General features: G+C 67.1%; 22 protein-coding genes. 10 read left to right on the top strand and 12 right to left on the bottom strand.

The features are described from left to right. Window positions 1-2 precede the first annotated feature (2 nt). From ACP7AR_RS01435 to murI, 4 genes are all read right to left on the bottom strand, one after another. Entirely contained in the window at window positions 3-929 is a 927-nt protein-coding gene (locus ACP7AR_RS01435) for a cation diffusion facilitator family transporter (protein WP_426181810.1), read from the bottom strand. Window positions 930-1026: 97 nt separating this feature from the next. Continuing rightward, window positions 1027-1623, bottom strand: a complete 597-nt coding sequence (rdgB, locus tag ACP7AR_RS01430) for an RdgB/HAM1 family non-canonical purine NTP pyrophosphatase (protein WP_426181807.1) — start codon at window positions 1621-1623, stop codon at window positions 1027-1029. Continuing rightward, window positions 1623-2360 carry a ribonuclease PH gene (gene rph / locus ACP7AR_RS01425; RefSeq protein ID WP_426181804.1) on the bottom strand — a complete coding sequence of 246 codons (738 nt, stop codon included), beginning with the start codon at window positions 2358-2360 and terminating at the stop codon, window positions 1623-1625. The genes rdgB and rph overlap by 1 nt, the downstream gene beginning before the upstream one ends. Next, on the bottom strand, window positions 2357-3223 hold the full coding sequence (gene murI, locus ACP7AR_RS01420) for a glutamate racemase (protein WP_426181801.1): 867 nt from the start codon (window positions 3221-3223) through the stop codon (window positions 2357-2359). Before murI ends, rph begins: the two co-directional genes overlap by 4 nt. A gap of 114 nt (window positions 3224-3337) precedes the next feature. On the opposite strand from murI, the gene ACP7AR_RS01415 reads away from it, so the two are divergent. Further along, a complete protein-coding gene (locus ACP7AR_RS01415) occupies window positions 3338-4663 on the top strand; it encodes a nicotinate phosphoribosyltransferase (protein WP_426181799.1) in 1326 nt (441 codons plus the stop codon). Between the two features lie 26 nt (window positions 4664-4689). Here the strand turns inward: ACP7AR_RS01415 and ACP7AR_RS01410 are convergent, their stop codons facing one another. From ACP7AR_RS01410 to ACP7AR_RS01400, 3 genes are read right to left on the bottom strand one after another with little or no spacing between them, the layout of a single operon-like run. After that, the gene (locus ACP7AR_RS01410) at window positions 4690-4956 is read right to left on the bottom strand and encodes a DUF3039 domain-containing protein (protein WP_426181796.1); all 267 of its coding nucleotides are present in this window, start codon (window positions 4954-4956) and stop codon (window positions 4690-4692) included. Between the two features lie 51 nt (window positions 4957-5007). After that, window positions 5008-6573, bottom strand: coding sequence for a hypothetical protein (locus ACP7AR_RS01405; protein ID WP_426181793.1), 1566 nt, complete (start codon window positions 6571-6573; stop codon window positions 5008-5010). Then, window positions 6549-8246 carry an ATP-binding cassette domain-containing protein gene (locus ACP7AR_RS01400; RefSeq protein ID WP_426181791.1) on the bottom strand — a complete coding sequence of 566 codons (1698 nt, stop codon included), beginning with the start codon at window positions 8244-8246 and terminating at the stop codon, window positions 6549-6551. The genes ACP7AR_RS01405 and ACP7AR_RS01400 overlap by 25 nt, the downstream gene beginning before the upstream one ends. Before the next feature lie 233 nt (window positions 8247-8479). Between ACP7AR_RS01400 and ACP7AR_RS01395 the strand changes: the two genes are divergently transcribed. From ACP7AR_RS01395 to ACP7AR_RS01375, 5 genes are all read left to right on the top strand, one after another. Beyond that, on the top strand, window positions 8480-9172 hold the full coding sequence (locus tag ACP7AR_RS01395; RefSeq protein ID WP_426181788.1) for an NTP transferase domain-containing protein: 693 nt from the start codon (window positions 8480-8482) through the stop codon (window positions 9170-9172). An 81-nt stretch (window positions 9173-9253) separates the two neighbouring features. After that, complete coding sequence (locus ACP7AR_RS01390) at window positions 9254-10201, top strand: hypothetical protein (RefSeq protein ID WP_426181786.1); 948 nt, start codon at window positions 9254-9256, stop codon at window positions 10199-10201. Between the two features lie 75 nt (window positions 10202-10276). Continuing rightward, the gene (locus tag ACP7AR_RS01385) at window positions 10277-10582 is read left to right on the top strand and encodes a hypothetical protein (protein WP_426181783.1); all 306 of its coding nucleotides are present in this window, start codon (window positions 10277-10279) and stop codon (window positions 10580-10582) included. A gap of 128 nt (window positions 10583-10710) precedes the next feature. Next, window positions 10711-12306, top strand: a complete 1596-nt coding sequence (locus ACP7AR_RS01380) for an acyl-CoA carboxylase subunit beta (protein WP_426187569.1) — start codon at window positions 10711-10713, stop codon at window positions 12304-12306. After that, a complete protein-coding gene (locus ACP7AR_RS01375) occupies window positions 12303-12524 on the top strand; it encodes an acyl-CoA carboxylase subunit epsilon (protein WP_426181780.1) in 222 nt (73 codons plus the stop codon). Before ACP7AR_RS01380 ends, ACP7AR_RS01375 begins: the two co-directional genes overlap by 4 nt. A 240-nt stretch (window positions 12525-12764) precedes the next feature. Here the strand turns inward: ACP7AR_RS01375 and ACP7AR_RS01370 are convergent, their stop codons facing one another. Genes ACP7AR_RS01370 through ACP7AR_RS01355 form a run of 4 tightly spaced genes read right to left on the bottom strand, consistent with a single transcriptional unit; the run spans window position 12765 to window position 16911 of the window. Then, a complete protein-coding gene (locus ACP7AR_RS01370; protein ID WP_426181777.1) occupies window positions 12765-13799 on the bottom strand; it encodes a hypothetical protein in 1035 nt (344 codons plus the stop codon). Then, entirely contained in the window at window positions 13796-15031 is a 1236-nt protein-coding gene (locus ACP7AR_RS01365) for an ATP-binding protein (RefSeq protein ID WP_426181774.1), read from the bottom strand. The genes ACP7AR_RS01370 and ACP7AR_RS01365 overlap by 4 nt, the downstream gene beginning before the upstream one ends. Continuing rightward, window positions 15021-15683, bottom strand: coding sequence for a response regulator (locus ACP7AR_RS01360; protein WP_426181771.1), 663 nt, complete (start codon window positions 15681-15683; stop codon window positions 15021-15023). The genes ACP7AR_RS01365 and ACP7AR_RS01360 overlap by 11 nt, the downstream gene beginning before the upstream one ends. A gap of 28 nt (window positions 15684-15711) precedes the next feature. Beyond that, window positions 15712-16911 (bottom strand): class I SAM-dependent RNA methyltransferase, encoded by a 1200-nt coding sequence (locus ACP7AR_RS01355; protein ID WP_426181768.1) that lies wholly within the window; start codon window positions 16909-16911, stop codon window positions 15712-15714. Between the two features lie 23 nt (window positions 16912-16934). Here ACP7AR_RS01355 and ACP7AR_RS01350 point away from each other — a divergent pair, with 23 nt between their 5' ends. Both ACP7AR_RS01350 and ACP7AR_RS01345 read left to right on the top strand, forming a co-directional pair. Next, window positions 16935-17576, top strand: coding sequence for a Maf family protein (locus ACP7AR_RS01350; RefSeq protein WP_426187567.1), 642 nt, complete (start codon window positions 16935-16937; stop codon window positions 17574-17576). 95 nt (window positions 17577-17671) lie between these two features. Further along, window positions 17672-19438, top strand: a complete 1767-nt coding sequence (locus ACP7AR_RS01345; RefSeq protein WP_426181766.1) for an acetyl/propionyl/methylcrotonyl-CoA carboxylase subunit alpha — start codon at window positions 17672-17674, stop codon at window positions 19436-19438. A gap of 120 nt (window positions 19439-19558) precedes the next feature. Here the strand turns inward: ACP7AR_RS01345 and ACP7AR_RS01340 are convergent, their stop codons facing one another. After that, complete coding sequence (locus ACP7AR_RS01340) at window positions 19559-21007, bottom strand: NAD(P)H-quinone dehydrogenase (protein WP_426181764.1); 1449 nt, start codon at window positions 21005-21007, stop codon at window positions 19559-19561. 49 nt (window positions 21008-21056) lie between these two features. On the opposite strand from ACP7AR_RS01340, the gene ACP7AR_RS01335 reads away from it, so the two are divergent. Both ACP7AR_RS01335 and ACP7AR_RS01330 read left to right on the top strand, forming a co-directional pair. Continuing rightward, window positions 21057-21890: a purine-nucleoside phosphorylase gene (locus tag ACP7AR_RS01335; protein WP_426181762.1), complete on the top strand. Its 834-nt coding sequence runs from the start codon at window positions 21057-21059 to the stop codon at window positions 21888-21890. After that, window positions 21887-23566, top strand: coding sequence for a phospho-sugar mutase (locus ACP7AR_RS01330; protein WP_426181759.1), 1680 nt, complete (start codon window positions 21887-21889; stop codon window positions 23564-23566). Before ACP7AR_RS01335 ends, ACP7AR_RS01330 begins: the two co-directional genes overlap by 4 nt. The last annotated feature ends 2 nt before the right edge of the window (window positions 23567-23568 follow it).

The raw sequence follows: 23568 nt of genomic DNA, 5'->3' as shown, positions 1-23568 counted from the left end.
TTTCAGGCGTGGGCGTCTTCGCATTCCCCGGCAGCCGCGGATTCGATCTGGAACGTCGAGTGCGCGACATCGAAGTGGTCTGTGAGGCAGCCCTGCAGCTCTTCGAGGAGCAGATCCGACCGGCCGGCCGCCAGCAGCGCCGGATCGACCTTGACGTGCGCGGTGAAGACCGGCGCACCGCGCGTGAGCTGCCAGACGTGCACATCGTGCACGCTCTTCACGCCGTCGAACGCGAGGAGATGATTGCGGATCTCGCTGACGTGCGTGTTCTTCGGCGCAGATTCGGCGAGCACCGAGAACACCTCTCGCAGGAGCGAGATCGCACGAGGGATGATCATGCCGGCGATGAGCAGCGACGCGATCGCATCTGCGGGCATCCATCCGGTGGTGACGATGATGAGAGCGGCGACGATCACAGCCACCGAGCCGATCATGTCGCCGAGCACCTCGAGGTAGGCGCCGCGCACGTTGATGCTCGTCTTCTGCGCCGCGCTCAGCAGCCACATCGCGACAGCGTTCGCGATCAGGCCGATCACCGCGACGACGAGCATGAGCGGTCCTGCGACCTCGGTCTCTGCGGGCTCCAGCAGACGCCTGACGCCTTCGATGCCGACCATCACCGAGAGCACGATGAGGATGATGGCGTTGATGAGTGCGCCGAACACCTCGGCTCGCTGATAACCGAAGGTGCGCCTGTCATCCGCGGGACGTGCGGCGACGGCGCTCGCGATCAGAGCGACGACCAGCGCCGAGGCATCCGTGAACATGTGGGCGGCATCCGCCAGCAGCGCGAGCGAGCCGGTGAGGATCGCTCCCACGACCTGCACGATCATCACCGTCGCGGTCAGACACAGCGAGATGGTCAGCAATCGGCGGTTGCTGGAACCGCGGATTCCTCCCCCGTGTGCCGCCGGCGCGTGATCGTGCATGCATCCAGGCTACGGCTGGAAGCCGGCGGGGAGCGCCCTTTTCGCCTAGTCGGGAAGCGTAACGATTCTCAGTAGGCGCGGCCCGCCGAAATGCGCGTCACAACGTCTGGAGCAGCGGGATCAAAGCCTGGAACGCGCGGGCACGGTGCGACTGCGACTGCTTCTCCTCGGCGGTGAACTCGCCGGTGGTGCGGTCTTCGCCCGCCGGCTGACCGTCAGGGATGAAGATCGGGTCATAGCCGAAGCCGCCGGAACCCGCGGCCGCGCGGGCAAGACGTCCGGGCCACACGCCGGCGACCGTGTGCTCCACACCCTCCGGGGTGACCAGAGCGATCGTCGACACGAACTGCGCAGTGCGGTGCGGATCGGCGATGTCGGCGAGCTGGTCGAGAAGCAGGTCGAGATTCGCCTGCGCGTCCTTCTTCTGTCCCGCCCAGTAGGCGGAGAAGATGCCGGGCGACCCGCCGAGCACATCGACGCAGATGCCCGAGTCATCGGCCATGGCGGCGAGTCCGGTGTGCGCCGCGGCCGCGCGAGCCTTGATCAGAGCGTTCTCTGCGAACGTGACTCCGTCTTCGACCGGTTCGGGGCCGTCATACCCGACGACCTCCAGGTCGGGGCGGGTCAGCGCGACGATCTGCTGGAACTCCGCGATCTTGTGCGGGTTGTGCGTGGCGAGGACGACCTGCACCATCACTCGCCTGCCAGAGCCTTCAGCTGATGCCCCTTCAGGGTCTCGCAGCCGGCAAGGCCGAGCTCCAGCAGCGCATCGAGCTCACGCTTGTCGAACGGCGCCCCCTCGGCCGTGCCCTGCACTTCGACGAACAGCCCCCGACCGGTGACGACGATGTTCATGTCGGTCTCGGCACGAACGTCTTCGACGTATGGCAGATCGAGCATGGGTGTGCCGTCGATGATCCCGACCGAGATCGCAGAGACCGAGTCGAGCAGCGGCGTCGCGTTCTTGCCGATGAACTTCTTCTCGCGCCCCCATTCGATCGCGTCCGCGAGTGCGACGTATGCGCCCGTGATCGCGGCCGTGCGAGTGCCACCATCGGCCTGGAGCACATCGCAGTCGATCACGATGGTGTTCTCGCCGAGGGCCTTGGTGTCGACGACGGCGCGGAGCGCGCGGCCGATCAGACGCGAGATCTCGTGCGTACGCCCGCCGATGCGGCCCTTGACGCTCTCGCGGTCGTTGCGGCTGTTCGTCGCGCGCGGCAGCATCGCGTACTCGGCGGTCACCCAGCCCTTGCCCTTGCCAGTGAGCCAGCGCGGCACGCCATTGGTGAAGGATGCCGTGCACAGCACCTTCGTGCCTCCGAAGCTGATCAACGCGGAGCCTTCGGCATTCGCGCTCCATCCCCGCTCGATCGTGATCTCGCGGAGCTGGTCGGTCGAGCGGCCGTCGACGCGGACGATGTCAGTCATGAGGTTCCTTCTGGGTTGGATGTACCGGCCTCAGCCAGCTCGGAGAGGTCGGGGAGCGTGATGACGCCCGTCTGAATATGTTGCACGTCGCGCACCTCGCGGCCCATGAGCCGGTTGGCGAGCGCGGTGAACTCCTCGGTGGATTCGCCCGTGGCCTCGTACACGGCAGTGGCGACGGCATCCGCCGGGGCGAGCAGATCGCCGCGCACGAGCTGACGGTACACATCGCCCGCCGTCTCATCGTCGCTCGAGACGAGGGCGACGCCGTCGCCCATCACGTAGCTGATCGCGCCGCGGAGGAACGGATAGTGCGTGCATCCGAGCACCAGGGTGTCGACTTCCGCTTCGCGGAGCGGGGCGAGGTACTCCTCCGCCACGGCCAGCACCTCTTCGGTGCCGGTGATGCCGGCTTCGACGAACTCGACGAAACGCGGGCATGCGGCCGTGAAGACAGAAAGACGCTCGTTGACTTCGAGCATGTCCTGATAAGCGCGGGAGCCGATCGTGCCGACCGTGCCGATCACGCCGATCCGGTTGTTGCGCGTGGTCGACACGGCCCGGCGAACAGCCGGGCCGATCACTTCGATCACGGGGACGTCGTATCGTTCTCTCGCGTCGCGGAGCATCGCAGCGGATGCCGTGTTGCAGGCGATCACGAGCATCTTGACGCCCTGGTCGACGAGAGTGTCGAGCACTTCAAGGGAGTAGCGGCGCACATCGGCGATGGGCTTGGGACCGTACGGCGAATGGGCGGTGTCGCCGATGTAGACGAACGACTCCCTCGGCAGCTGAGCACGGATCGCGCGAGCCACCGTGAGCCCGCCGACACCGGAGTCGAAGATTCCGATCGGCGCGTCATTCATGACTATCGAGCCTACCCTTCACTTCGACTCGCTGCCGCTCGCTCAGTACTGGCGACGGGCTCCGTGACCTCCCCCGCGAGCCGATACATCCGCCGCGCTCACTAAACTGAGCGCATGACCTCGTCGACGGCGCTGCTCACAGATCGATACGAACTCACGATGCTGGGAGCGGCTCTGCGCGATGGCACCGCGGCGCGTCCCAGCGTGTTCGAGCTGTTCTCCAGGCGCCTCTCTGGCGGCCGCCGTTTCGGCGTCGTCGCCGGCACAGGACGCCTGCTCACACTGCTTCGCGATTTTCGCTTCGGGGACGACGAGCTTCGATTCCTGCACGACGACGGTGTCGTGGATGCCGAAACGCTGAAGTACCTCGAGAACTACCGGTTCACCGGATCGGTGCACGGCTACCGCGAGGGGGAACTGTACTTCCCCGGCTCCCCCATCCTCACGGTCGAAGGCACCTTCGCAGATGCCGTGGTTCTGGAGACTCTCGCGTTGAGCGTGCTCAACCACGATTCGGCCGTGGCGACCGCGGCCTCGCGGATGAGCATCGCGGCGGGCGAACGCCCGCTCGCGGAGATGGGCTCGCGACGAGCCGCCGAGAGGTCTGCGGTCGCCGCGGCCCGTGCGGCCTTCATCGCAGGGTTCGCCTCGACGAGCAACCTCGAGGCCGGGCGGCAGTGGGGCATCCCGACCATGGGCACGGCTGCGCATTCGTGGACGCTCCTGCACGACACCGAGGAGGACGCCTTCCGCGCACAGATCGAGAGCCTCGGAACGAACACCACCCTGCTCGTCGACACGTACGACATCCGCGCAGGGGTCGAGACGGCCATCCGAGTCGCCGGCACCGGACTCGGCGGCGTGCGCCTCGATTCCGGTGACCTCCCGACGGTAGCGGCCGCCGTGCGCACCCAGCTGGACGAGCTGGGAGCCGCTGACACCAAGATCACCGTGACGAGCGACCTCGACGAATACGCCATCGCAGCTCTGGCTGCGTCACCGGTCGACTTCTACGGCGTCGGCACGTCTGTGGTCACCGGGTCCGGCTACCCGACCGCGGGCATGGTCTACAAGCTCGTCGCCCGACAGGACCCGTCAGGGTCATGGGTCGGCGTCGCCAAGGCCTCGACGGACAAGGCATCAAAGGGTGGGCGCAAAGCCGCCTTCCGCACGCTCCGAGACGGCGTCGCCGTCTCGGAGACCGTTGTGGTCTCCGATGGATTCGAAGCGGTCAGCACCGCGGCGGAGCATCCGGATTCCCGCTCGCTGCAGGTGACGCTCGTCGATGGAGGCGAGATCGACGACTCTCACGAAGGCGCGGCAGGCACAGCATCCGCACGCGCGCACCATCTTCGCGTGCGCGAGGAGATGCCGGTTCGCGCGCTCGCGCTGAGCAAATCCGACCCTGCGATCCCGACGGTGTTCGTCGATGCGGAGTAAGTCGAAGCCCGAGTCTCAGATCGAGGTCAGCTGACCATCGACTCGTAGATCTCCTTGCACGTGGGGCAGATCGGGAACTTCTCCGGGTCACGGCCCGGAGTCCATTTCTTGCCGCACAATGCGCGCACGGGCTTTCCGGAGATCGCCGACTCGAGGATCTTGTCCTTTTTCACGTAGTGCGAGAAGCGTTCGTGGTCGCCCGGCTCGAGGTTCTCTTCGTTGAGAAGTTCTTCCAGTTCGCGATCAAGCGTTGCCACGCCGCCCTGATCGGGGCTGTCCAGCGGAGTACTCATAGCGGCGAGTCTAACCGTCCTGAGCCCGCTGCGGGGCGTCATCGTGCACACTCACGCGGTCTCCACGAACTCCATCAGCCGCGCGCCGCCTCGGTCATAGATCCGTCCCCCCACGAACGCACCGAGCGCGAGGATGACGACGCCGGTGCACACACCGACCCAGAAGGTCATCGGGTTGTACACACCGTCGGTGATGATCGTCATCACGAAGAGCCACAGGGTCGGGGCGCTGACGATCAGGGACCCGATGAATGCTGCGGCGGGGCCGAAGGAGCCGCGCGACGCAGATCGCTGCGGCTGCTGGAACGGGCTGTCACCGGGGCGCGACACCGCGTAGGGCGAGACGACGGACGAGATGCTGGACAGGCCGAGAGCCGAGAGGAACAGGCTGGCAGCGAGGCCGATCATCGGTAGCAGCAGATACCAGCTCTCGATGACGGCGAGCGTCAGCGGGATCGCGATCGCGAGTACCGGAATCGCGACCAGCGCGACCGGCACCAGTCGTCCGAGGCGATCAGGCAGTCCGCGCACGCCGCTGGCGACGTGCGTCCACAGGGCGGTGGAGTCGTACGCGACGTCGTTATGAGGCAGCCAGCCGAAGAACAGCGCCATGACAGGTGCCGGCACCAGGGCGGCGATGTACAGCGGCACGCCTGCGACCAGAAGCGGGAACACCGTGAGGATTCCCGCGATCGGAACGACGATGATGTTCACGATGTAGCGGCGATCGCGCAACCAGTACACCAGGCTTCGCGCGGCGACCGCCCCGAACGCGTTGCTGGGCAGCACAGCGAACCAGCCGAGGCCGGTGCGCTCGCGCGACGCCGCCGGACGCTCTGTGGTGGTGAGCAGTCTGCGTACGACCCACCACCATGTCAGCCACAGGGCGGCCACTGTCACGACCGCGACGATGCCGCTGACCCACGCCCCGGCGACGTCGCCGGCGGCGACAGCGAACGGGAACGCCGGAATGGCGGCGAACGGGGTGAAGCCGACGATCGTGGTCGCGACGGCCACGGGGCCCGGCACCGCGCCGTCCCATTCCAGCGAGGCGAGGAACACCGCGACGGGGAAGGCCACGACGACGACCGCGAGCGCGAAGAGTGCCGTGAGCTCACGCGAACGCCGCTCCGGCAGCAGGAGTGCGCTCAGCGACATCCCGATCCGAGCGACGAGCGCGGACGCGACGACGCCGAGAAGCGATACGAGCACCGCAGCGATCCACGGTGCCCCGAGCTGCACGGCGAGCACCACGATGCACGCGCCGACGGCGAGCAACGCGAAGGACGGCACGCTGACCAGCGAGGCGACAGCGAGGATCCACGGCATGTGCCGTTCGTCGACGCCGAAGACGGTGAAGCGGCGGGGGTCGAGCTGATCGACCGCACCCGTGAGGATCGGGCCGATCAGGAAGCCGAGCAGCACGGCGGTACCGCCGAGCACGATCACGGCGCGTGCGACGGCGAGAGGCGCGTCGGCGAGGCTCAGGACGGCGATGCAGACCGCCACGGTCACGATGACGACGGCGACGAGTCCGAGTACGGTGCGCAACGCTCGTCCGCCACGAAGGGCGCCGAGCATCAGCGTCAACCTCAGTCGGAGAACGTGTGCAGCCACTCGAGACCCTCCACCTCGCCGATGCCGCCGGAGAGCTCGACGAATCGCGCTTCGAGCGTCTGACCCGCACGCACCTCGTCGATCGTCCCCTCCGCCAGCACGTCACCGCCGACGATGATCGCCACGCGAGAGCAGACTCGTTCGACGAGGTCCATTCCGTGGCTCGACAGGATCACCGTGCCTCCGTGTGCGACGTACGCGCGCAGAATGTCGAGGATCACGGCGGATGAGACGGGATCCACGGCTTCGAAAGGCTCGTCCAGCACCAGCACGCGCGGCGAGTGGATCATTGCACCTGCGAGCATGATCTTCTTCGTCATACCCGCCGAGTAGTCGGAGACGACGCGATTCAGCGCGTCGGCGAGATCGAAGGCACGGGCGAGATCAGCCGTGCGCTTCTCGATCACCTCGGATGCCAGCCCGCGCAGCAGACCGTAATAATGCAGCAGCTGCCGGCCGGTGAGGCGGTCGAACGTGCGCAGCCGGTCAGGAAGCACGCCCATCATGCGTTTCGCACCGAGTGCGTCGTCAGCAAGGTCGATGCCGCAGACCACGACCTGACCGGAGGTCGCGCGAAGCAGACCGGCCACGATCGACAAGGTGGTGGTCTTACCCGCGCCGTTCGGCCCGACGATGCCGTAGAACGAACCGGCGGGGATCGACAGGTCGATGCCGTTGACCGCACGATGGTCGCCGAAGTCCTTGACGAGATCGCGGAGCACGACGGCGTGAGCGGATGCCGGCACGACGACCTTGTCGTCGACCACGGCGCTGACGGCCACTGCATCGACCACGTCTGCATCGACCACGAGGTCGTCGGCCACGAGGTCGTCGGCCGACTCGGCCGTCTCGACGGATTCGAGTGATTCGACCGATTCGAGTGATTCGACGACAGGCTCGGAAGAGACCGGCTCCTCAGTGCGGATGGTCTCCGCCTCGGCCGAATCGCTCGTAGTCGACTCGGGCCCCGTTTCGAGAAGGTCCTCGAAGAGTGCGTCCTCGGTGACGGCGTCCTCCGTCTGCGGCGCGACCTCTGCCGGTGACGCCGCTTCGCCGATCGGAGATGCGACAGCTTCGGATGCCGGCGCGGCCGCATCGGCGGCGACGACCGGTTTGGGCCTGGTCGTGGGCTTCTCGGCGCGCGGCTTCGTCGTGCGGGGCTTGGTGGTTCGCGGCTTCGCCTGCGCGGTCTTCTTCGTCGACGTGCGCTTCGTGGCCGGCCTGACGACCGGCGTGGCGGACGCCGCCTCCGTCGAAGACTCGTCGGACGGTGTCGTCGGGGCCGTCGTCTCTTCGAGCGCCTCATCGTCGGCCGCGGCGCGAGATCTCTCGGCCTCTTCCTCGGCGGCAGCGGCGGCCTTCGCAGCAGCGGCCTTCGCGGCGGTGGTCTTCGCGGCGGTGGTCTTCGCGGCGGTCTTGGTCGCCGCAGAGCGTGCGGCCGCGTTCTTCGCTGCGGCTGTCTTCGCAGCCGTGCTCCGCGCGGTCGCGGACTTGGCGGCCGCGGCCTTCGCCTCGCCGGACTTCACCGCTGCCGCCTTCTCCGCGATCGTCTTGGCTGCGGCGGTCTTGGGCTTGGCTGCTGTCCTCGCCGCGGGTTTCTTCGCGGGGCCGTCGACGGGGCGCGCCGTCACGTCGTCTGGCCGCTCGGGGCGGTCTTCTGGAGTAGCAGTCACGGTCCTACGGTATCAACGGCACTGGACTTTCTGAGGGTCCGGCGAAACAATTCAGTGAGCGCATCACTGCGCGAGCTCAGACCTGTGCATCAGGTGTGTACTCGATCACGAAATGGCAACGGCGACGGCCTGACCCGGGGGTTCCCAGGGGGCATCGCTAACATGAACTCGGCACGAAGAAGTGTCTGGTCGGTGAACCGACCGTGAACACAGATTCTTTTTAAGGAGTATTCGTGACTCTTCAGACCGTCATTCTTGCCGCAGGCATGGGGTCTCGCCTCGGCCGCGCCCTCCCCAAGCCGCTGACCGAACTCAACGACGGACGCACGATCATGCAGCAGCAGCACGAGAACATCCGTGCCGCCTTCGGCAGCGACGCACGCATCACCGCCGTCGTCGGCTACCGTGCCGAGACGATCATCGAAGCGTTCCCGCACGTGAACTACGTGCACAACGAGCGTTACGACGAGACCAACACCTCCAAGAGCCTGCTGCGCGCTCTCGGCGCCACGGGCAAGAGCGGTGTGCTCTGGATGAACGGCGACGTGGTCTTCGATCCCCGCATCCTGGGGCGCGCGATCGAGTTCATCGAGCGCGACCAGTCGTTCGTGACCGTCAACACCTCGAAGGTGAGCGACGAAGAGGTCAAGTACACAATCACTGCCGAGGGCTTCATCAACGAGCTGTCCAAGACCGTCAAGGGCGGTCTCGGTGAGGCAGTGGGCATCAACTACATCTCGTCCGCGAACAAGAAGGCGTTCATGCGCCAGCTGCAGCGCGTCGAGGATCAGGACTACTTCGAGCGCGGCCTCGAACTCGCGATCGCAGAAGACGGTCTGCTGCTCGAGCCGATGGACGTCTCCGATCTGTACGCCGTCGAGGTCGACTTCGCCGAAGACCTCGAGCGGGCGAACCTGTACGTCTGAACTTCGCGTTTCAGAGAGCCGCGCCCTGCAGCAGGGTGCGGCTCTCTGCATTCTCCCTGCCGGTGAATCTAGGATCGTGCTGTGGCTAAGAAGGTGCATAAGATCCATTCCCTCCCAGACGACTCCGCCTGGGACAAGGGTGTCCCACCCGTGGGTTCGGACGAACACCCAGCCGCCGTGCGCGGGCTTGACCGCGTTCTCGCGATTCAGCGCCCGCTCGTGCTGGCTCACATCCGCAGCATCCGCCTGCGCAATCCGCAGGCCACGCCCGACCAGCTCGTACGTATTCTTGAGCGCCGCTATCTCGCGGCAGTGACGACCGGTGGCGCAGCGGTCGGCGCCACGGCGGTCGTGCCCGGCATCGGAACCGGCATCACGCTGGCGCTATCGGGAGTGGAGACCCTCGGTTTCGTCGAGTCGACCGCGCTGTTCGCGCAGTCGCTCGCCGAAGTCCATGGCATCGCGATCGAGAATCCCGACCGGGCGCGCGCTCTCGTGATGACCCTGATGCTCGGCAAAGAGGGCGTCGACCTGGTCGGTCAACTCGCGAAGCAGGCCACAGGGCAAGGAACGAACCGCTCGTCGTACTGGGGTGAGCTCGTGACCAAGTCACTCCCCCGGGCCGCGGTGGGTCCCGTCGTCGACAGGCTCAAGACGGTGTTCATCAAGCATTTCGCGGCGGCGGGCGGCGCATCGTTCCTCGGTAAGGCGCTGCCGTTCGGGGTCGGTGCCGCCGTCGGCGGCGCGGGCAACCACCTTCTCGGTCGACGCGTACTCACGACATCTCGTCGCGCGTTCGGCGTCGCGCCGGCGATACTTCCCGCTGAACTCGAACCCGTGACAGGTGCCGAGAAGATCGAGACCCGGATGCTGCGCGGAGCGCGCTACGCCGGGTCTGCCGTCACCGGCGCTGCGGGGACCGTGGCACGAGGCGCGGGCTGGGTCGGTCACAGGGTCGGCGATCTCACACACCGCAATCGCAAGGAGATCGGTGCGGGCGAGTCTGCCTCCACCGACGCTGACTTCTGAGTCTTCTCCCCCGATCACGGAGGCGGCCTGCTGAGCAGGCCGAAGGCGTCGGATGCCGCTCCTACCGTGACGATCATGTTGCGAGCCATCGATCCGACCGAACTGCCCCCTGCACCCGCGTACCGCGTGCCATGGCGGGTGGTGCGAGCGGATGCGTCTCATCCGACCCTCATGAACGACGGGAGGGAGACCGCCGACTTCGTACGCGTCTTCCGCAGCGACGGCGGACCGTCGGAGCGCACGCAGCTGTGGGGTCAGGTGCTGCCGCCCGAAGAGATCGACCTGTGCCTGTGCGCGTCCGATCCGCACGAGGTGGTGGTCACAGTAGCGTGGTTTCGCCCAGTGGACGGCCTCGAGTACGTGTGGCGATTCGTGGTGTGATCACCGCGCCGGTCTTCTGAAGCCGGCCGATCGGTCCGCTCCGCCCGCCGCGGCCAGCCGGTTTCGCCAAAGGTTCGGCCAACCCGTTGTGGCGAGCATCCAACGTCGGCCCGCTCCCCGCCGCTAGTGTGGAATCCGTGACGGACACCCCTGACCTCTCCACGACCGCCGGCAAGATCGCCGACCTCCGCGCGCGCTACAGCGAAGCAGTGGTCGACGCCGAGACGAAGGCGAAGGCGAAGCAGCACGCCAAGGGCAAGATGACCGCCCGCGAGCGCATCGAGTTGCTCGTCGACCCTGGCAGTTTCGTCGAATTCGACGAGTACGTGCGTCACCGCACCACGGCATTCGGCATGGACCGCAACCGCCCGTACGGCGACTCCGTCGTCACCGGCATCGGCACGATCCACGGCCGCACGGTCGCCGTCTACTCTCAGGACTTCACGACATTCGGCGGATCTCTCGGCGAGGTGTCGGGCGACAAGATCATCAAGATCATGGAATACGCCCTCCAGGGCGGCATACCCGTCATCGGCATCCTCGACTCGGGCGGCGCCCGCATCCAGGAGGGCGTGCTCGCGCTCAGCAAGTACGGCGAGATCTTCCGTCTGAACACCCGATCGTCGGGAGTCATCCCGCAGATCTCGATCATCATGGGACCGGCTGCCGGCGGCGCCGTCTACGGCCCTGCCCTCACCGACTTCGTCATCATGGTCGACAAGACCAGTCAGATGTTCGTCACCGGCCCAGACGTCATCAAGACGGTCACCGGCGAAGACGTCGGCATGGAAGAGCTCGGCGGTGCCCTCACGCACAACACGCGTTCGGGCGTCGCGCACTACCTCGCCGAGGACGAAGACGACGCGATCGACTACGCGCGCACCCTGCTCGGGTTCCTCCCCGACAACAACATGGCCGAGATCCCCGGCTACGAGAGCGACTTCGAGTGGGAGACCACGGATGCTGATCGCACGCTGAACACGATCATCCCGGACTCCGCCAATCAGCCCTACGACATCCACACCGTCATCGACCACGTCATCGACGACGACTTCCTCGAGGTGCAACCGCTGTTCGCCCCGAACATCGTCATCGGCTTCGGCCGCGTCGAAGGCCGCTCGGTCGGCATCATCGCCAACCAGCCGTCGCAGATGGCCGGCACGCTGAACATCGAAGCCGGTGAGAAGGCAAGCCGCTTCGTGCGGTTCTGCGACGCCTTCTCGATCCCGATCGTCACGCTCGTGGACGTGCCCGGCTACCTGCCTGGTACCGATCAGGAGTGGACCGGCGTGATCCGCCGTGGCGCGAAGCTCATCTACGCCTACGCCGAAGCGACAGTGCCGCTGGTCACCGTGATCCTCCGCAAGGCATACGGCGGCGCGTACATCGTGATGGGCTCGAAGCAGCTCGGCGCGGACGTCAACCTCGCGTGGCCCACTGCGGAGATCGCAGTCATGGGCGGCCAGGGCGCCGTCAACATCCTGTACCGGGGCGAGATCAAGAAGGCCGAAGAGAACGGCGAGGATGTCACCGCCGTCCGCACCCGCCTCGCCAACGAGTACACGTACAGCGTCACGTCGCCGTTCCTCGCCGCAGAACGCGGTGAGATCGACGGCATCATCGAACCCGCGAACACGCGCGTCTCGATCGCCAAGGCGCTGAGATCACTCCGCGGCAAGCGCAGCGAGCTGCCGCCGAAGAAGCACGGGAACATCCCGCTGTGACCGCATCCGAACAGCCCTCGTCCGACGTGCGGATCATCCGCGGCGCCGCCAGTGAGGAAGAACTCGCGGCGCTCGTGGCCGTCGTCAGCGATGCGTATGCCTCCGAGACGGCGGATGCTGTCGCCGAAGAACCTCGGATCTCGGCCTGGCAGCGCACACAGCGTCCGCTGCGCACGCCGCTGCGCCGTGACATCCCATGGGGCCGATTCTCTGGCTGATGCCGACTCGACACGCAGGAATCCCGTGTCCCCCAAAATACCTACAGACAAGCTGTGCGCCCCGCACCAGAATTGGATCAACGCTTCGCGTTCGGTCGGTCTCTTTGCCCCAGGGTAGGCAGACGGTGATCGACCATCTGCGGTCAGTTTTCGGGTAACTGAATCGCAACTGGCGAGGGGCGGGCGGCTTCGCCGCCCCTCGCCCATCTCAATCCCTGCAGGCATCCCCGCTGCGGCGGCTCAACCCTCACCCCGTGTGTGCACGGCATCCGTCGCGGGCTCACGCGGAATCTCGTGCCACAGCCCCACGGAGTCCTCGTCCGAGGAATCACCCGATCCGGAGCGGCCCACCACCGTCACAGCGGTCTGAGGATCGCGTGCCGCGCGGATGATCACTCGCCCGACCTCGGCACTTCGCAGGACTTCGGCGAGTTCATCGCGAATCTCGGCGCGGCGGCTCTCATCGAGTTCGTCGAGCCCGCCCTCATCGAACACCGTCACGGTCGCTCCGCGCAGACGCGCCTGCTGGATCGCATCGCGCACCGCGTCGTTCAGCAGACTCGCACCGCGCAGTTCGTCGCGCAGCCGCCCCTCGGCAAGGCGCGCCTCCAGACGATCCTCATCCGTGAGACGCCCGCGGGAGGTGACGGTCTTCGTCAGCACGGGCCCGGCGACGCCCAGCGCATACTTCACACGGACGCGACGCTCGCGTTGACGCACGAGCTGGGTGGCATGCCATGCCGACACCGCCTGCTGGATGTCCGCCAGATGCTCGGTGTCACGCACTGCCCGATCCCAGAACAGCACCAGCAGCTGTGCCACGACCGCCCACATCATCGATCCGACCAGCCCCAACTCGAGAGAGACGAGCAGGCCGATGCACACCGCGGACGACACAGTGAGCGCACCGAGCGCCAGCCAACCGGCGATGGCTCGTCGCCGGACGATGCACACCACGGCGAGCAGGCCGACAGCACCGATGTACCAGGTTGCGAAAGGGGCCGTCCGGTGCGCGGGCTGCATCGATTCGCTCGCCATGATCGGGATCACCGCGCTGACGAGCACCGCCACTGCGGCCAGCCATCGCGGCAGCTGCGGTCCGGACGGCGACTCGAGCAGCACTGTCGTCACCACGACGACGAGATACAGCAGGATCGCCGCCACCATCAGCAACGGAGCAGTCGGCTGCACCGTCCACCACACGGCGCGCGCGGCGAAGTACACGGCGAACCCGACTGCGAGCGAAGTCGCGACACTGCGGACAGAGCGGTTCATTCGCGCATCCATCCCAGCACGACGGTGGTTCCTTCACCGTCGGATTCGATCGTGGCCGTGCCTGCGACGCCGGCCATCCTCGCGATGATCGATGCGCGGATACCGAGCCGGTCCTCCCCGATCGCATCCATGTCGAACCCGTCGCCGGTATCCATGATCGTCACGGTGAGCCCGTCGTCGCCGTGGCCCTCCACGATGAGATGCAGACCGCGCCCGTGTGCGTGAGCGACCGCGTTGCCGACCGCTTGTCGCGCGGCGAGAACCAGAGCACGCGCCGCACGACCAGGAATGAGGCCGGAGCCACCGCGCTCTTCGACGATCGCATCAGCACCCAGCTCCGAGAGCGCACGCCGCAACTCGATCACGATCTGTGCAGTTCCGACCGGCTCATCGCTGCCCTCCTGCGCCACGGCGGCCTCGGTGTTCGCGAGCCGCGTCAGCGCCTCCCGCGCCATGGCGACCGCCAGATCACGAGCGCGATCCGTATCGGCCCGCTCGGCGGCGATCAGCGCAGCGAGCACACTGTCGTGCATGAGAGCGGCCATCGCGACTCGTTCCTCCTCGGCTGCGGCCGCGGCTGCAGCCGAGGCGTAGGACGCGACCGCCCGACCACGCGCGTCGTCGACACCGGCTGCGACAGAGCGGAACATCCAGCCCAACGAAAGGATGACGACGCCGAGGATCAGCGTGAACGAGACGTCGAAGGCCGTACGAGTCCAGAACGAACCGGTGAACTCGCCCTCCACGAGGCGCACGTATCCGTAGACGAGGGGCACACCGACCGCCCAGATCATCTGCACACGCACGGGGAAGGCGAGCATGGCGGCCACCACCCCGACATTCACCAGGAAGAAGATCCACGGCTGGTTCGTCGCTCGCTCGTCGCTCGCGTCGACCGTGAACGGCCAGATGGCCAGTGCCACCGGGTAGACGACGGCGAAGGCTCCGGCGGCCAACCGCACGCCGCGGCCGATCACGCAGCCGACGAGCATCGCGACCAGCGAGACGTAGACGACGACCAGCAGGACGATGCGAACGGACGAGGTCCCGGACGACATGCTTCCGACTGCCGCGAACATCGCCTGCGTCCCCAGGATCGCTGAGCCGATCGCGACGACTGTGGCGAGAATGCGCTCCATCCGCTTCCCGGTGAAGCGTTCGAAGGCCGTCTCGGCAGTGCCGAGGGTCGGAATCCGGCTCCAGGCGTCTTTGAGGACCGTGTCAGCCTGCATTGGAGGCCCCGTCGGCCGCCACGATTCCGTCCTCCATCGCGCGGCGCAGCAGGTCGATCTTGGTCGGCGCGGGCCGACCGACCTCGACGTACTTCACGCGCACGCGTGTGATGTTCTCCTTGGCGGTGGAATACGCGACGCCGAGCCTTTCCGCCACCACTTTAAGGGGCAGTCCCGCCGCGTACAGGCGCAGCACCTCGCGCTCACGCACCGACAGCTGCGCGTCAGCGAACTCGCGGTCGCCCTCGACAGCGCTGGCCCATTCGACGTTGTTGAGCGCATCCCCACGCGCGACGGTGCGGATCGCATCGAGCACGTCATCCAGCGCGGAGGATTTGCTCACGACACCGGCAGCACCGGCGGCGAGTGCTTCGCGCACCGCGGCAGGGCGGTCGGCGACGCTGTGGATCACGACACTCGCGCCGTCGGAGACGAGGGCTCTCACATTCTCGGTGACCGTCGTACCGTCGCCGAGCGTCAGATCGAGCACGACGACATCAGCCGGAGGCGAGATCGTGGAGATACGCCATCCCAGATACGAGCCGACCGTGCTGCCCGAGAAGACGACCGTCTGCTCGCCGTCGCGCTCGAACGCGAGCTCGAGCCCGAGACGGACGGACTCGTGATCATCGATGAGTGCGACCCTGCTCATTGCTCCACCCTATCGATCTGCTGAGAACTCACCGACTGAGCAGCGCGATGACCTCGAAATGGTGCGAGTGGGGGAAGAGGTCGAAGCCCTGCAGAGACTCGACGTTCCATCCGAGATCACGGAACGTGCCGAGGTCGCGGGCCAGCGCCACCGGATCGCAGGCGACGTAGACGATCGCGTCGGGGCTCAGGGCATGAACGCCGTCGACTACCGCGCGTCCGGCTCCCGCACGAGGCGGATCCAGCACGACGGTTCCTGCCTGCATTCCAGACGGGAGTCCGCCCAGATAACGATCGACGCGATCAGTGACTGCGGCGACGTCGAACGGGTCGAGGTTGTGCTTGGCGTGCTCGGTCGCGCGACTGCTCGATTCCACCGTGACGAGGTCGGTCGCTCCGAGCTCGGCGAGGGACGCGGCGAACAGCCCGACGCCCCCATAGAGGTCGAGATGCGTCTTGGCCGGGTCGACCCGACCCTCGAGGACGGAGCGCACAGCCGTGTCGAGGGTGTCAGCGGCACGCGCATGCACCTGCCAGAAGCCATCGGCATCCACGCGGAAGGTGCGCTCACCCACCTGCTCCTTGATGACCTCGGCTGCCGGGCGCTTGCCGCGTTCCGGGCGTCGGAGGACGTGAACCTTGCCGTCAGCGGACTGCACGAGATCGATGCGACCCGGCTTGGCGTTCTTCAACGACAACGCCTCGGCTGCCACGCGGCGACGCGCGAGCGGATGCGACTGCACGGGGATCACGCGGTGGCTGCGTGCGGCGAACGGTCCGACCACGCCGTCGGCATCCACATGCAGCGAGACACGCGTGCGCCAGCCTGTGCCGTCACCATCGTCGATCGCCATGATCTCGGGAGCCTCGAGACCGGATCCGGCGAACTTGTCGAGCGCCTCGGTGAGCACCTGACGCTTGAGCGTGCGCTGGTGCGCGAGGTCGATGTGACCGAGGTCTGCGCCGCCGGCTCGATCGGCAGGAGCGCGCGAGACGTCGGCTTCCTTCCACACGTGCGCACGACGATGCGGCGATGCCTCGAGCACTTCGACCGTCTCAGCGCGCCAGAACGATGATTTCGCGCCGTCGGTCACTCGTGCACGCACTCGCTCGCCCGGAATCGCGTCAGAGACGAACACCACGCGACCCTCGTGACGCGCGATGAAGGTGCCACCGTGCGCGATGCCGGTGATGTCGAGGTCGAGCATTTGGCCCGCAGAAGAAGTCATCCCTCCAGGATACGGTGATGGACATGCGCGTCTGCCTGGCTTCCACCTCCCCCGCTCGTCTCATGTTGCTGCGTCAGGCCGGGATAGAGCCGCTCACCCTCGCCCCGCAGACCGATGAGGATGCGATCGCCGCCTCGGCGGCGGCAGAGCGAGGCTCTGCGCTCCCGCCCACCGAGCTCGTGCTGCTGCTCGCACGGGCCAAAGCCGCGGACGTGGCGCGTCGGCTCGCAGCATCCGATCCCGACTTCGACGGACTCGTGATCGGCGGAGACTCGATGTTCGAGCTCAACGGTCGCGTGTACGGCAAGCCGTACACCGCACCAGAGGCGACCCGCCGATGGCATGAGATGCGAGGGGCGACCGGCGTCCTGCATTCTGGACACTCGGTGTTCCGAATCGAACCAGGCGCCGCGCTGCGAGAAGCCACCGCGATCGCCGAGGCATCCGTCACGTTCGCCGACGACATCTCGGACGACGAGATCGCTGCCTATGTCGCCAGCGGCGAGCCGCTGCACGTCGCGGGCGCCTTCACCGTCGACAGCCTCGGCGGCGCGTTCATCTCCCGCGTCGACGGCGACCCGTCCACGGTCGTCGGCATGTCCCTCTCCACGATCCGCCGGCTGGGCGGCGAGCTGGGCGTCACGTGGACAGAGCTGTGGACCTAGAGATGGCGTGGTCGTAGAGATCACGCCATGTTCTCGAGAGTTTCTTGTGGGGAGTCGTCAAAAGTATCGGGGTCGATCTCGCTAGGCTGACATTCATGCCTGATATCGCCAAGGTCCTCATCGCGAACCGCGGCGAGATCGCCGTACGCATCATCCGCGCCGCCCGTGACTCCGGGATCGGCTCTGTCGCCGTCTACGCCGACCAGGATCGGGATGCGCTGCACACCCGCCTCGCGGACGAGGCGTATGCCCTCGACGGCGACACCAGCGCCACCACGTATCTCCAGATCGACAAGATCCTCTCCGTCGCACGCCGCGCCGGAGCCGACGCCGTCCACCCCGGCTACGGGTTCCTCGCGGAGAACGCCGAGTTCGCTCGTGCCGTGATCGGCGCAGGCATGGTCTGGATCGGCCCGTCGCCCGAGGCGATCGAGGCGCTCGGCGACAAGGTCACCGCGCGACACGTCGCCGAGAAGGTCGGCGCGCCTCTCGCCCCCGGCACGCCCGGCCCGGTCGAGACGGCAGACGAGGTCGTGGCGTTCGCAGAGCAGCACGGTCTGCCGATCGCGATCAAGGCGGCATACGGCGGCGGGGGGCGCGGACTCAAGGTCGCCCGCGAGCTCGACGAGGTCGCGGAGCTGTTCGAGTCCGCCACGCGCGAAGCGGTCGCCGCCTTCGGCCGTGGTGAGTGCTTCGTCGAGAAGTACCTCGACAAGCCTCGGCACGTCGAGACCCAGTGCCTGGCGGATGCCGAGGGCAACGTCGTCGTCATCTCGACGCGCGACTGCTCGCTGCAGCGCCGCCACCAGAAGCTCGTGGAAGAGGCCCCAGCGCCCTTCCTCACGCAGGAGCAGAACGACCTGCTGTACTCCGCGTCGAAGGCGATCCTCAAAGAGGTCGGCTATGTCGGCGCCGGCACCTGCGAGTTCCTCATCGGCGCCGACGGCACCGTGTCCTTCCTCGAGGTGAACACCCGCCTGCAGGTCGAGCACCCGGTCTCCGAAGAGGTCACCGGAATCGACCTGGTGCGCGAGCAGTTCCGCATCGCCGCCGGCGGCACCATCGACTACGACGACCCGACGCCCCAGGGACACTCCTTCGAGTTCCGCATCAACGGCGAAGACCCCGGTCGCGGCTTCCTGCCCCAGCCCGGCCCGATCCACGTCTTCAAGACGTTCGGCGGACCAGGCATCCGTCTCGACTCCGGTGTCACCGCCGGCGACGCGGTATCCGGTGCATTCGACTCGCTGCTGGCGAAGATCATCGTCACGGGCCGCGACCGCGCCGAGGCTCTAGAACGCGCTCGCCGTGCCCTGGACGAGTTCGAGGTGTCTGGGCTCCCGACCGTGCTCCCGTTCCACCGCAAGGTGGTGCGCGATCCCGCCTTCACGGGTGAGAACGGCACGTTCGGCATCTTCACCCGATGGATCGAGACCGAGTTCGACAATGACATCCCCGCCTGGGATGGCGAGCTGGAGGCCCCGTCGGCCGCAGAGAGCCGCCACACGGTGGTGGTCGAGGTCGGAGGCCGCCGTCTCGAGGTGAGTCTGCCTGACCGGGTCGCTGTGGCCACCGGCGTCTCCGGCCGTCCGGCCGCCGTGCCGCCGTCGCGGCGCAGTCATGCCACGTCGGTCTCAGCCGGCGCCTCGGGTGATGCGGTGAAGTCGCCCATGCAGGCGACGGTCGTCAAGGTCGCGGTCGAAGAGGGACAGCACGTCGTCAAGGGCGACCTGGTGATCGTGCTCGAGGCGATGAAGATGGAGCAGCCCCTGCAGGCGCACAAGGACGGTGTCATCGGCGGCATCAACGCGACCGCCGGCGCCACCGTCTCGTCCGGACACCAGCTGCTGCTGATCTCCTAGCCTCGCGAGACCCCTCTATCGCCGAGACCCCCCTCTGTCACCGAGACCCCATGCTGCAGACATACGCAGCATGGGGTCTCGGCGCGAAGACGGGGTCTCGGCAGCGGAAGCGGACCGGAGTCAGGCGATGTTCACGAGGTGCATCGCGCGACTTGCGTCGGTGATGCTGCTCGACAGCGACGGGTAGGCGGCGAAGACGCGTGAGACCTGGTCGACCGTCAGTCGACGTTCGACGGCCACGGCGATCGGGTAGATCAGCTCCGACGCCTTCGGCGCGACGATCACACCTCCGATGACCGTGCCGGAGCCCTTGCGGGCGATGATCTTCACGAAGCCGTCCTTGATGCCCATCATCTTCGCGCGCGGGTTCGCGGCAAGCGGCAGCTTGTAGACCAGACCATCGGCGACGCCGTCCTCGACGTCCTTCTCACCCCAGCCGACCGTGGCGATCTCCGGGGCGGTGAAGATGTTCGAGGTGACCTTGATCTTCTCGAGCGGGATGACGATGTCGCCCAGTGCGTGGAACACGGCGGTGCGCCCCTGCATGGAGGCGACCGAAGCCAGCGGCATGAAGTTCGTGCAGTCGCCGACCGCGTAGATGTTCGGCACGGACGCTCGGGCGACGCGGTTCACGCGGACATGGCCGGAATCGGTCAGTTCGACACCGGCCTCCTCCAGGCCGATCCCCGCGGTGTTCGGAACAGACCCGACCGCCATCAGGCAGTGGCTGCCCTCGACGGTACGACCGTCCGAGAGCGTCACCAGCACGCCGGTATCGGTGCGCTCGACCTTGTCGGCGCGCGACTTGGACAGCACGGTCATGCCGCCGCGCTTGAAGACCTTCTCCAGCACGCGCGCAGCATCCTGATCCTCCCCTGGCAGCACCTGGTCGCGGCTGGAGATGAGCGTGACCTTCGCGCCGAGGTTCATGTACGCCGAGGCGAACTCTGCGCCTGTGACGCCGGAGCCGACGACGATGAGGTGCTCGGGGAGTGCCTTCATGTCGTACAACTGCGTCCAGGTCAGGATGCGCGTGCCGTCCGGCTTCGCACTGTCGAGCTCGCGCGGCGACGCGCCGACCGACACGATGATGGTGTCGGCCTCGACCCGATCGAAGTCAGTGCCGCCCGGGCCCGTCGCGACAACGATCGCGTTCGGACCTTCGAGACGCCCGTGACCGGAGAGGATACGAACGCCGGCCTCGAGAAGAGTCTCGCGCATATCCTCCGACTGCTGCCCGGCAAGGGCGAGCAGACGCTTGTTGACGGCAGCGAGGTTGATCGCGATCTCCGGCTTGAGCGGCTGACCACCAGCGCCCTTCGCGTAGAACTGCACTCCGAGGTCACTCGCCTCCGAGATCGCGACCGCGGCATCCGCCGTGGCGATCAGGCTCTTCGACGGCACGACATCGGTGAGCACGGCCGAGCCCCCGACGCCTACGCGCTCTACGAGTGTCACCTCAGCACCGAGCTGGGCTGCGGCGAGCGCCGCTTCGTAACCGCCGGGACCGCCGCCGAGGACGGCGACGCGCTGAGTGCGCTCGAAAGGAGTGGAGGACATGGCTTCCATTCTTCCGTAATCCTCGCTGTGTTGCCGTCACCGTCTTTAGAGTGGATCCATGACCGAAATTCACGACAACCCTCTCGACGACCCGAACGCCGATCCGTTCGAGGTCGCTGCCCTCGCAGCCGCAGACATCACGCGGCTCAGTGGCGTCGAGAAGCACGACATCGCCCTCACCCTCGGAAGCGGATGGGGCAAAGCCGCCGATCTGCTCGGCGAGACCACCGCCACCATCGCGGCGACCGACGTCACCGGCTTCTCCAAGCCGGCTCTCGAAGGCCACGTCGGAACATTGCGCAGCATCCGCACTCCAGGCGGCAAGAACGTCCTGGTCATCGGCGCGCGCACGCACTACTACGAGGATCACGGCGTCCGCCGCGTCGTGCACAGCGTGCGAACCGCCGCCGCAGCCGGAGCCGAGATCATGGTGCTCACGAACGGCGCCGGCGGCATCCGCGAGACGTGGAAGCCCGGTCAGCCCGTGCTCATCAGCGACCACATCAACCTCACCGCGGACTCCCCACTGGAGGGCGCGAACTTCGTCGACCTGACCGACCTGTACTCGGCGCGGCTGCGCGACATCGCCCGCACCATCGACTCGTCGCTTGACGAGGGCGTCTACACGCAGTTCCGCGGACCGCACTACGAGACTCCCGCCGAGGTGCAGATGGCGAAGGCGATCGGCGGCCACATCGTCGGCATGTCGACCGCTCTGGAGGCGATCGCCGCTCGCGAATCAGGTCTCGAGGTGCTGGGCTTCTCGCTGATCACGAACCTGGCCGCCGGCATCCAGAAGACGCCGCTCAGCCACACAGAGGTCATCGAAGCCGGTCGTGAGGCTGAGCCGGTGATCTCGGCGCTGCTCGCACGAGTGGTGGAGGCGCTGTGAGCGAGCAGGTCGAGGCGCGGCTGGCCCAGGCCCGCGCCTGGCTGAGGCAGGACCCGGATGCCGAGACCCGCGACGAGCTCGCCGGCATCATCACACGAGCGTCATCCGGTGATGCTGCGGCGATCGCAGATCTCGACGATCGCTTCGGTACGCGCCTCGCCTTCGGCACCGCCGGGCTCCGCGGCGCCCTCGGCGCCGGCAGCAATCGCATGAACCGGGTGCTGATCGCCCAGGCCGCTGCCGGCTTCGCGGCGTATCTGCGAGCACACGTCCACGGCAGCGCACCCACTGTCGTGGTCGGCTACGACGGGCGCCGTAACTCCCGGCGCTTCGCCCTCGACTCGGCCGAACTGTTCGCCGGCGCAGGGCTGCGCACGATCCTGCTGCCTCGTCTGCTGCCGACACCCGTGCTGGCATTCGCGGTGCGTCACTTCGGCGCGGATGCCGGCGTCATGGTCACGGCCAGCCACAACCCGCCGGATGACAACGGCTACAAGGTGTACCTCGGCGGAGTCGACGGCGGCTCGCAGATCGTCTCACCAGGCGACATCGAGATCGCCGCCCACATCCAGAGCGTGGCGGACGACTCGGATGTCACCTCCCTGCCGCGTTCGACGACGTACGAGACCGCGAACGAAGACGTCATCTCGGCCTACATCCGCGAGACAGCCGCTCTCGCTCCCGCTCCCCCTTCGGCGAAGAACCTCAACTGGGTCTACACCGCGATGCACGGGGTGGGATGGGAGACCTTCACGCGCATTCTCCGAGAGGCGGGGTATCCGCAGCCGAAGACCGTCGGGGAGCAACTGAGCCCCGATCCGCGATTCCCCACGGTGTCGTTCCCGAACCCGGAGGAGCCGGGGGCCATGGATCTCGCGTTCGCCGCAGCCACGCGCGCCCGCGCCGACTTCATCATCGCGAACGACCCGGATGCCGACCGTCTGGCTGTCGCGATCCCTGATGACTCCGTCGATGGCGGCTGGCGCCGGTTGAGCGGCAATGAGGTGGGGCTGCTCCTCGGAGCGCGTGCCGCCCGCGCCGCGCAGGGTCGCCCAGGGGCGTCCCTTGCATGCTCGTTGGTCTCCTCCCCCGGTCTCGGAGCGATCGCCGCGCACCACGGGCTCGACTTCCATGAGACTTTGACCGGATTCAAGTGGATCTCGCGCGCACCAGGCATGGTGTTCGGGTTCGAGGAAGCACTCGGGTATCTGGTGAACCCCGAGACGGTGCGCGACAAGGACGGCATCTCGGCCGCGATCGCCGTGCTCGGTCTCGCCGCAGAGGCGCACGAGCGCGGTGACACCCTTGCCACGCTTCTCACCGAGCTCGGAGACACGTACGGCCATTTCGCCAGTGGTCAGGTCTCGGTGCGGGTCGACGATCTCTCGATCATCAGCAAGATCATGCTCGCACTGCGCACGCTGCCGCCGACGCGAATCGGCGACACGGCGATCCAGTCGGCCGAGGACCTGCTGCAGGGATCCGCCGGGCAGCCCGCCGGCGATGTGCTGCGCTACCGCCTCGCCGACGGTTCGCGCGTGATCGTGCGACCGAGCGGCACGGAGCCCAAGCTCAAGGTGTACATCGACGCGCAGGCGGATTCGGCGGAGGATGCCCGTCGCGCGGTCGCCGACGTTGAGACGGGCGTGCGCGCCCTTCTGGAGGAGCACTCCTGATC

The organism is Microbacterium sp. TWP3-1-2b2 (assembly GCF_049896145.1).
Taxonomy (GTDB): domain Bacteria; phylum Actinomycetota; class Actinomycetes; order Actinomycetales; family Microbacteriaceae; genus Microbacterium.
Note: the sequence above shows the minus strand (reverse complement) of the source record. Positions and strands in the feature narration are given on the sequence as shown.

Bases quoted from the DNA above. Each gene is read 5' to 3' on its own strand.
- ACP7AR_RS01360 (WP_426181771.1), bottom strand. From the start codon at position 15,683: ATGAGCAGGGTCGCACTCATCGATGATCACGAGTCCGTCCGTCTCGGG.
- ACP7AR_RS01370 (WP_426181777.1), bottom strand. From the start codon at position 13,799: ATGAACCGCTCTGTCCGCAGTGTCGCGACTTCGCTCGCAGTCGGGTTC.
- ACP7AR_RS01435 (WP_426181810.1), bottom strand. From the start codon at position 929: ATGCACGATCACGCGCCGGCGGCACACGGGGGAGGAATCCGCGGTTCC.
- ACP7AR_RS01350 (WP_426187567.1), top strand. From the start codon at position 16,935: ATGCGCGTCTGCCTGGCTTCCACCTCCCCCGCTCGTCTCATGTTGCTG.
- ACP7AR_RS01355 (WP_426181768.1), bottom strand. From the start codon at position 16,911: ATGACTTCTTCTGCGGGCCAAATGCTCGACCTCGACATCACCGGCATC.
- ACP7AR_RS01365 (WP_426181774.1), bottom strand. From the start codon at position 15,031: ATGCAGGCTGACACGGTCCTCAAAGACGCCTGGAGCCGGATTCCGACC.
- murI (WP_426181801.1), bottom strand. From the start codon at position 3,223: ATGAATGACGCGCCGATCGGAATCTTCGACTCCGGTGTCGGCGGGCTC.
- rph (WP_426181804.1), bottom strand. From the start codon at position 2,360: ATGACTGACATCGTCCGCGTCGACGGCCGCTCGACCGACCAGCTCCGC.
- ACP7AR_RS01410 (WP_426181796.1), bottom strand. From the start codon at position 4,956: ATGAGTACTCCGCTGGACAGCCCCGATCAGGGCGGCGTGGCAACGCTT.
- ACP7AR_RS01340 (WP_426181764.1), bottom strand. From the start codon at position 21,007: ATGGAAGCCATGTCCTCCACTCCTTTCGAGCGCACTCAGCGCGTCGCC.
- ACP7AR_RS01385 (WP_426181783.1), top strand. From the start codon at position 10,277: ATGTTGCGAGCCATCGATCCGACCGAACTGCCCCCTGCACCCGCGTAC.
- ACP7AR_RS01335 (WP_426181762.1), top strand. From the start codon at position 21,057: ATGACCGAAATTCACGACAACCCTCTCGACGACCCGAACGCCGATCCG.
- ACP7AR_RS01345 (WP_426181766.1), top strand. From the start codon at position 17,672: ATGCCTGATATCGCCAAGGTCCTCATCGCGAACCGCGGCGAGATCGCC.
- rdgB (WP_426181807.1), bottom strand. From the start codon at position 1,623: ATGGTGCAGGTCGTCCTCGCCACGCACAACCCGCACAAGATCGCGGAG.
- ACP7AR_RS01415 (WP_426181799.1), top strand. From the start codon at position 3,338: ATGACCTCGTCGACGGCGCTGCTCACAGATCGATACGAACTCACGATG.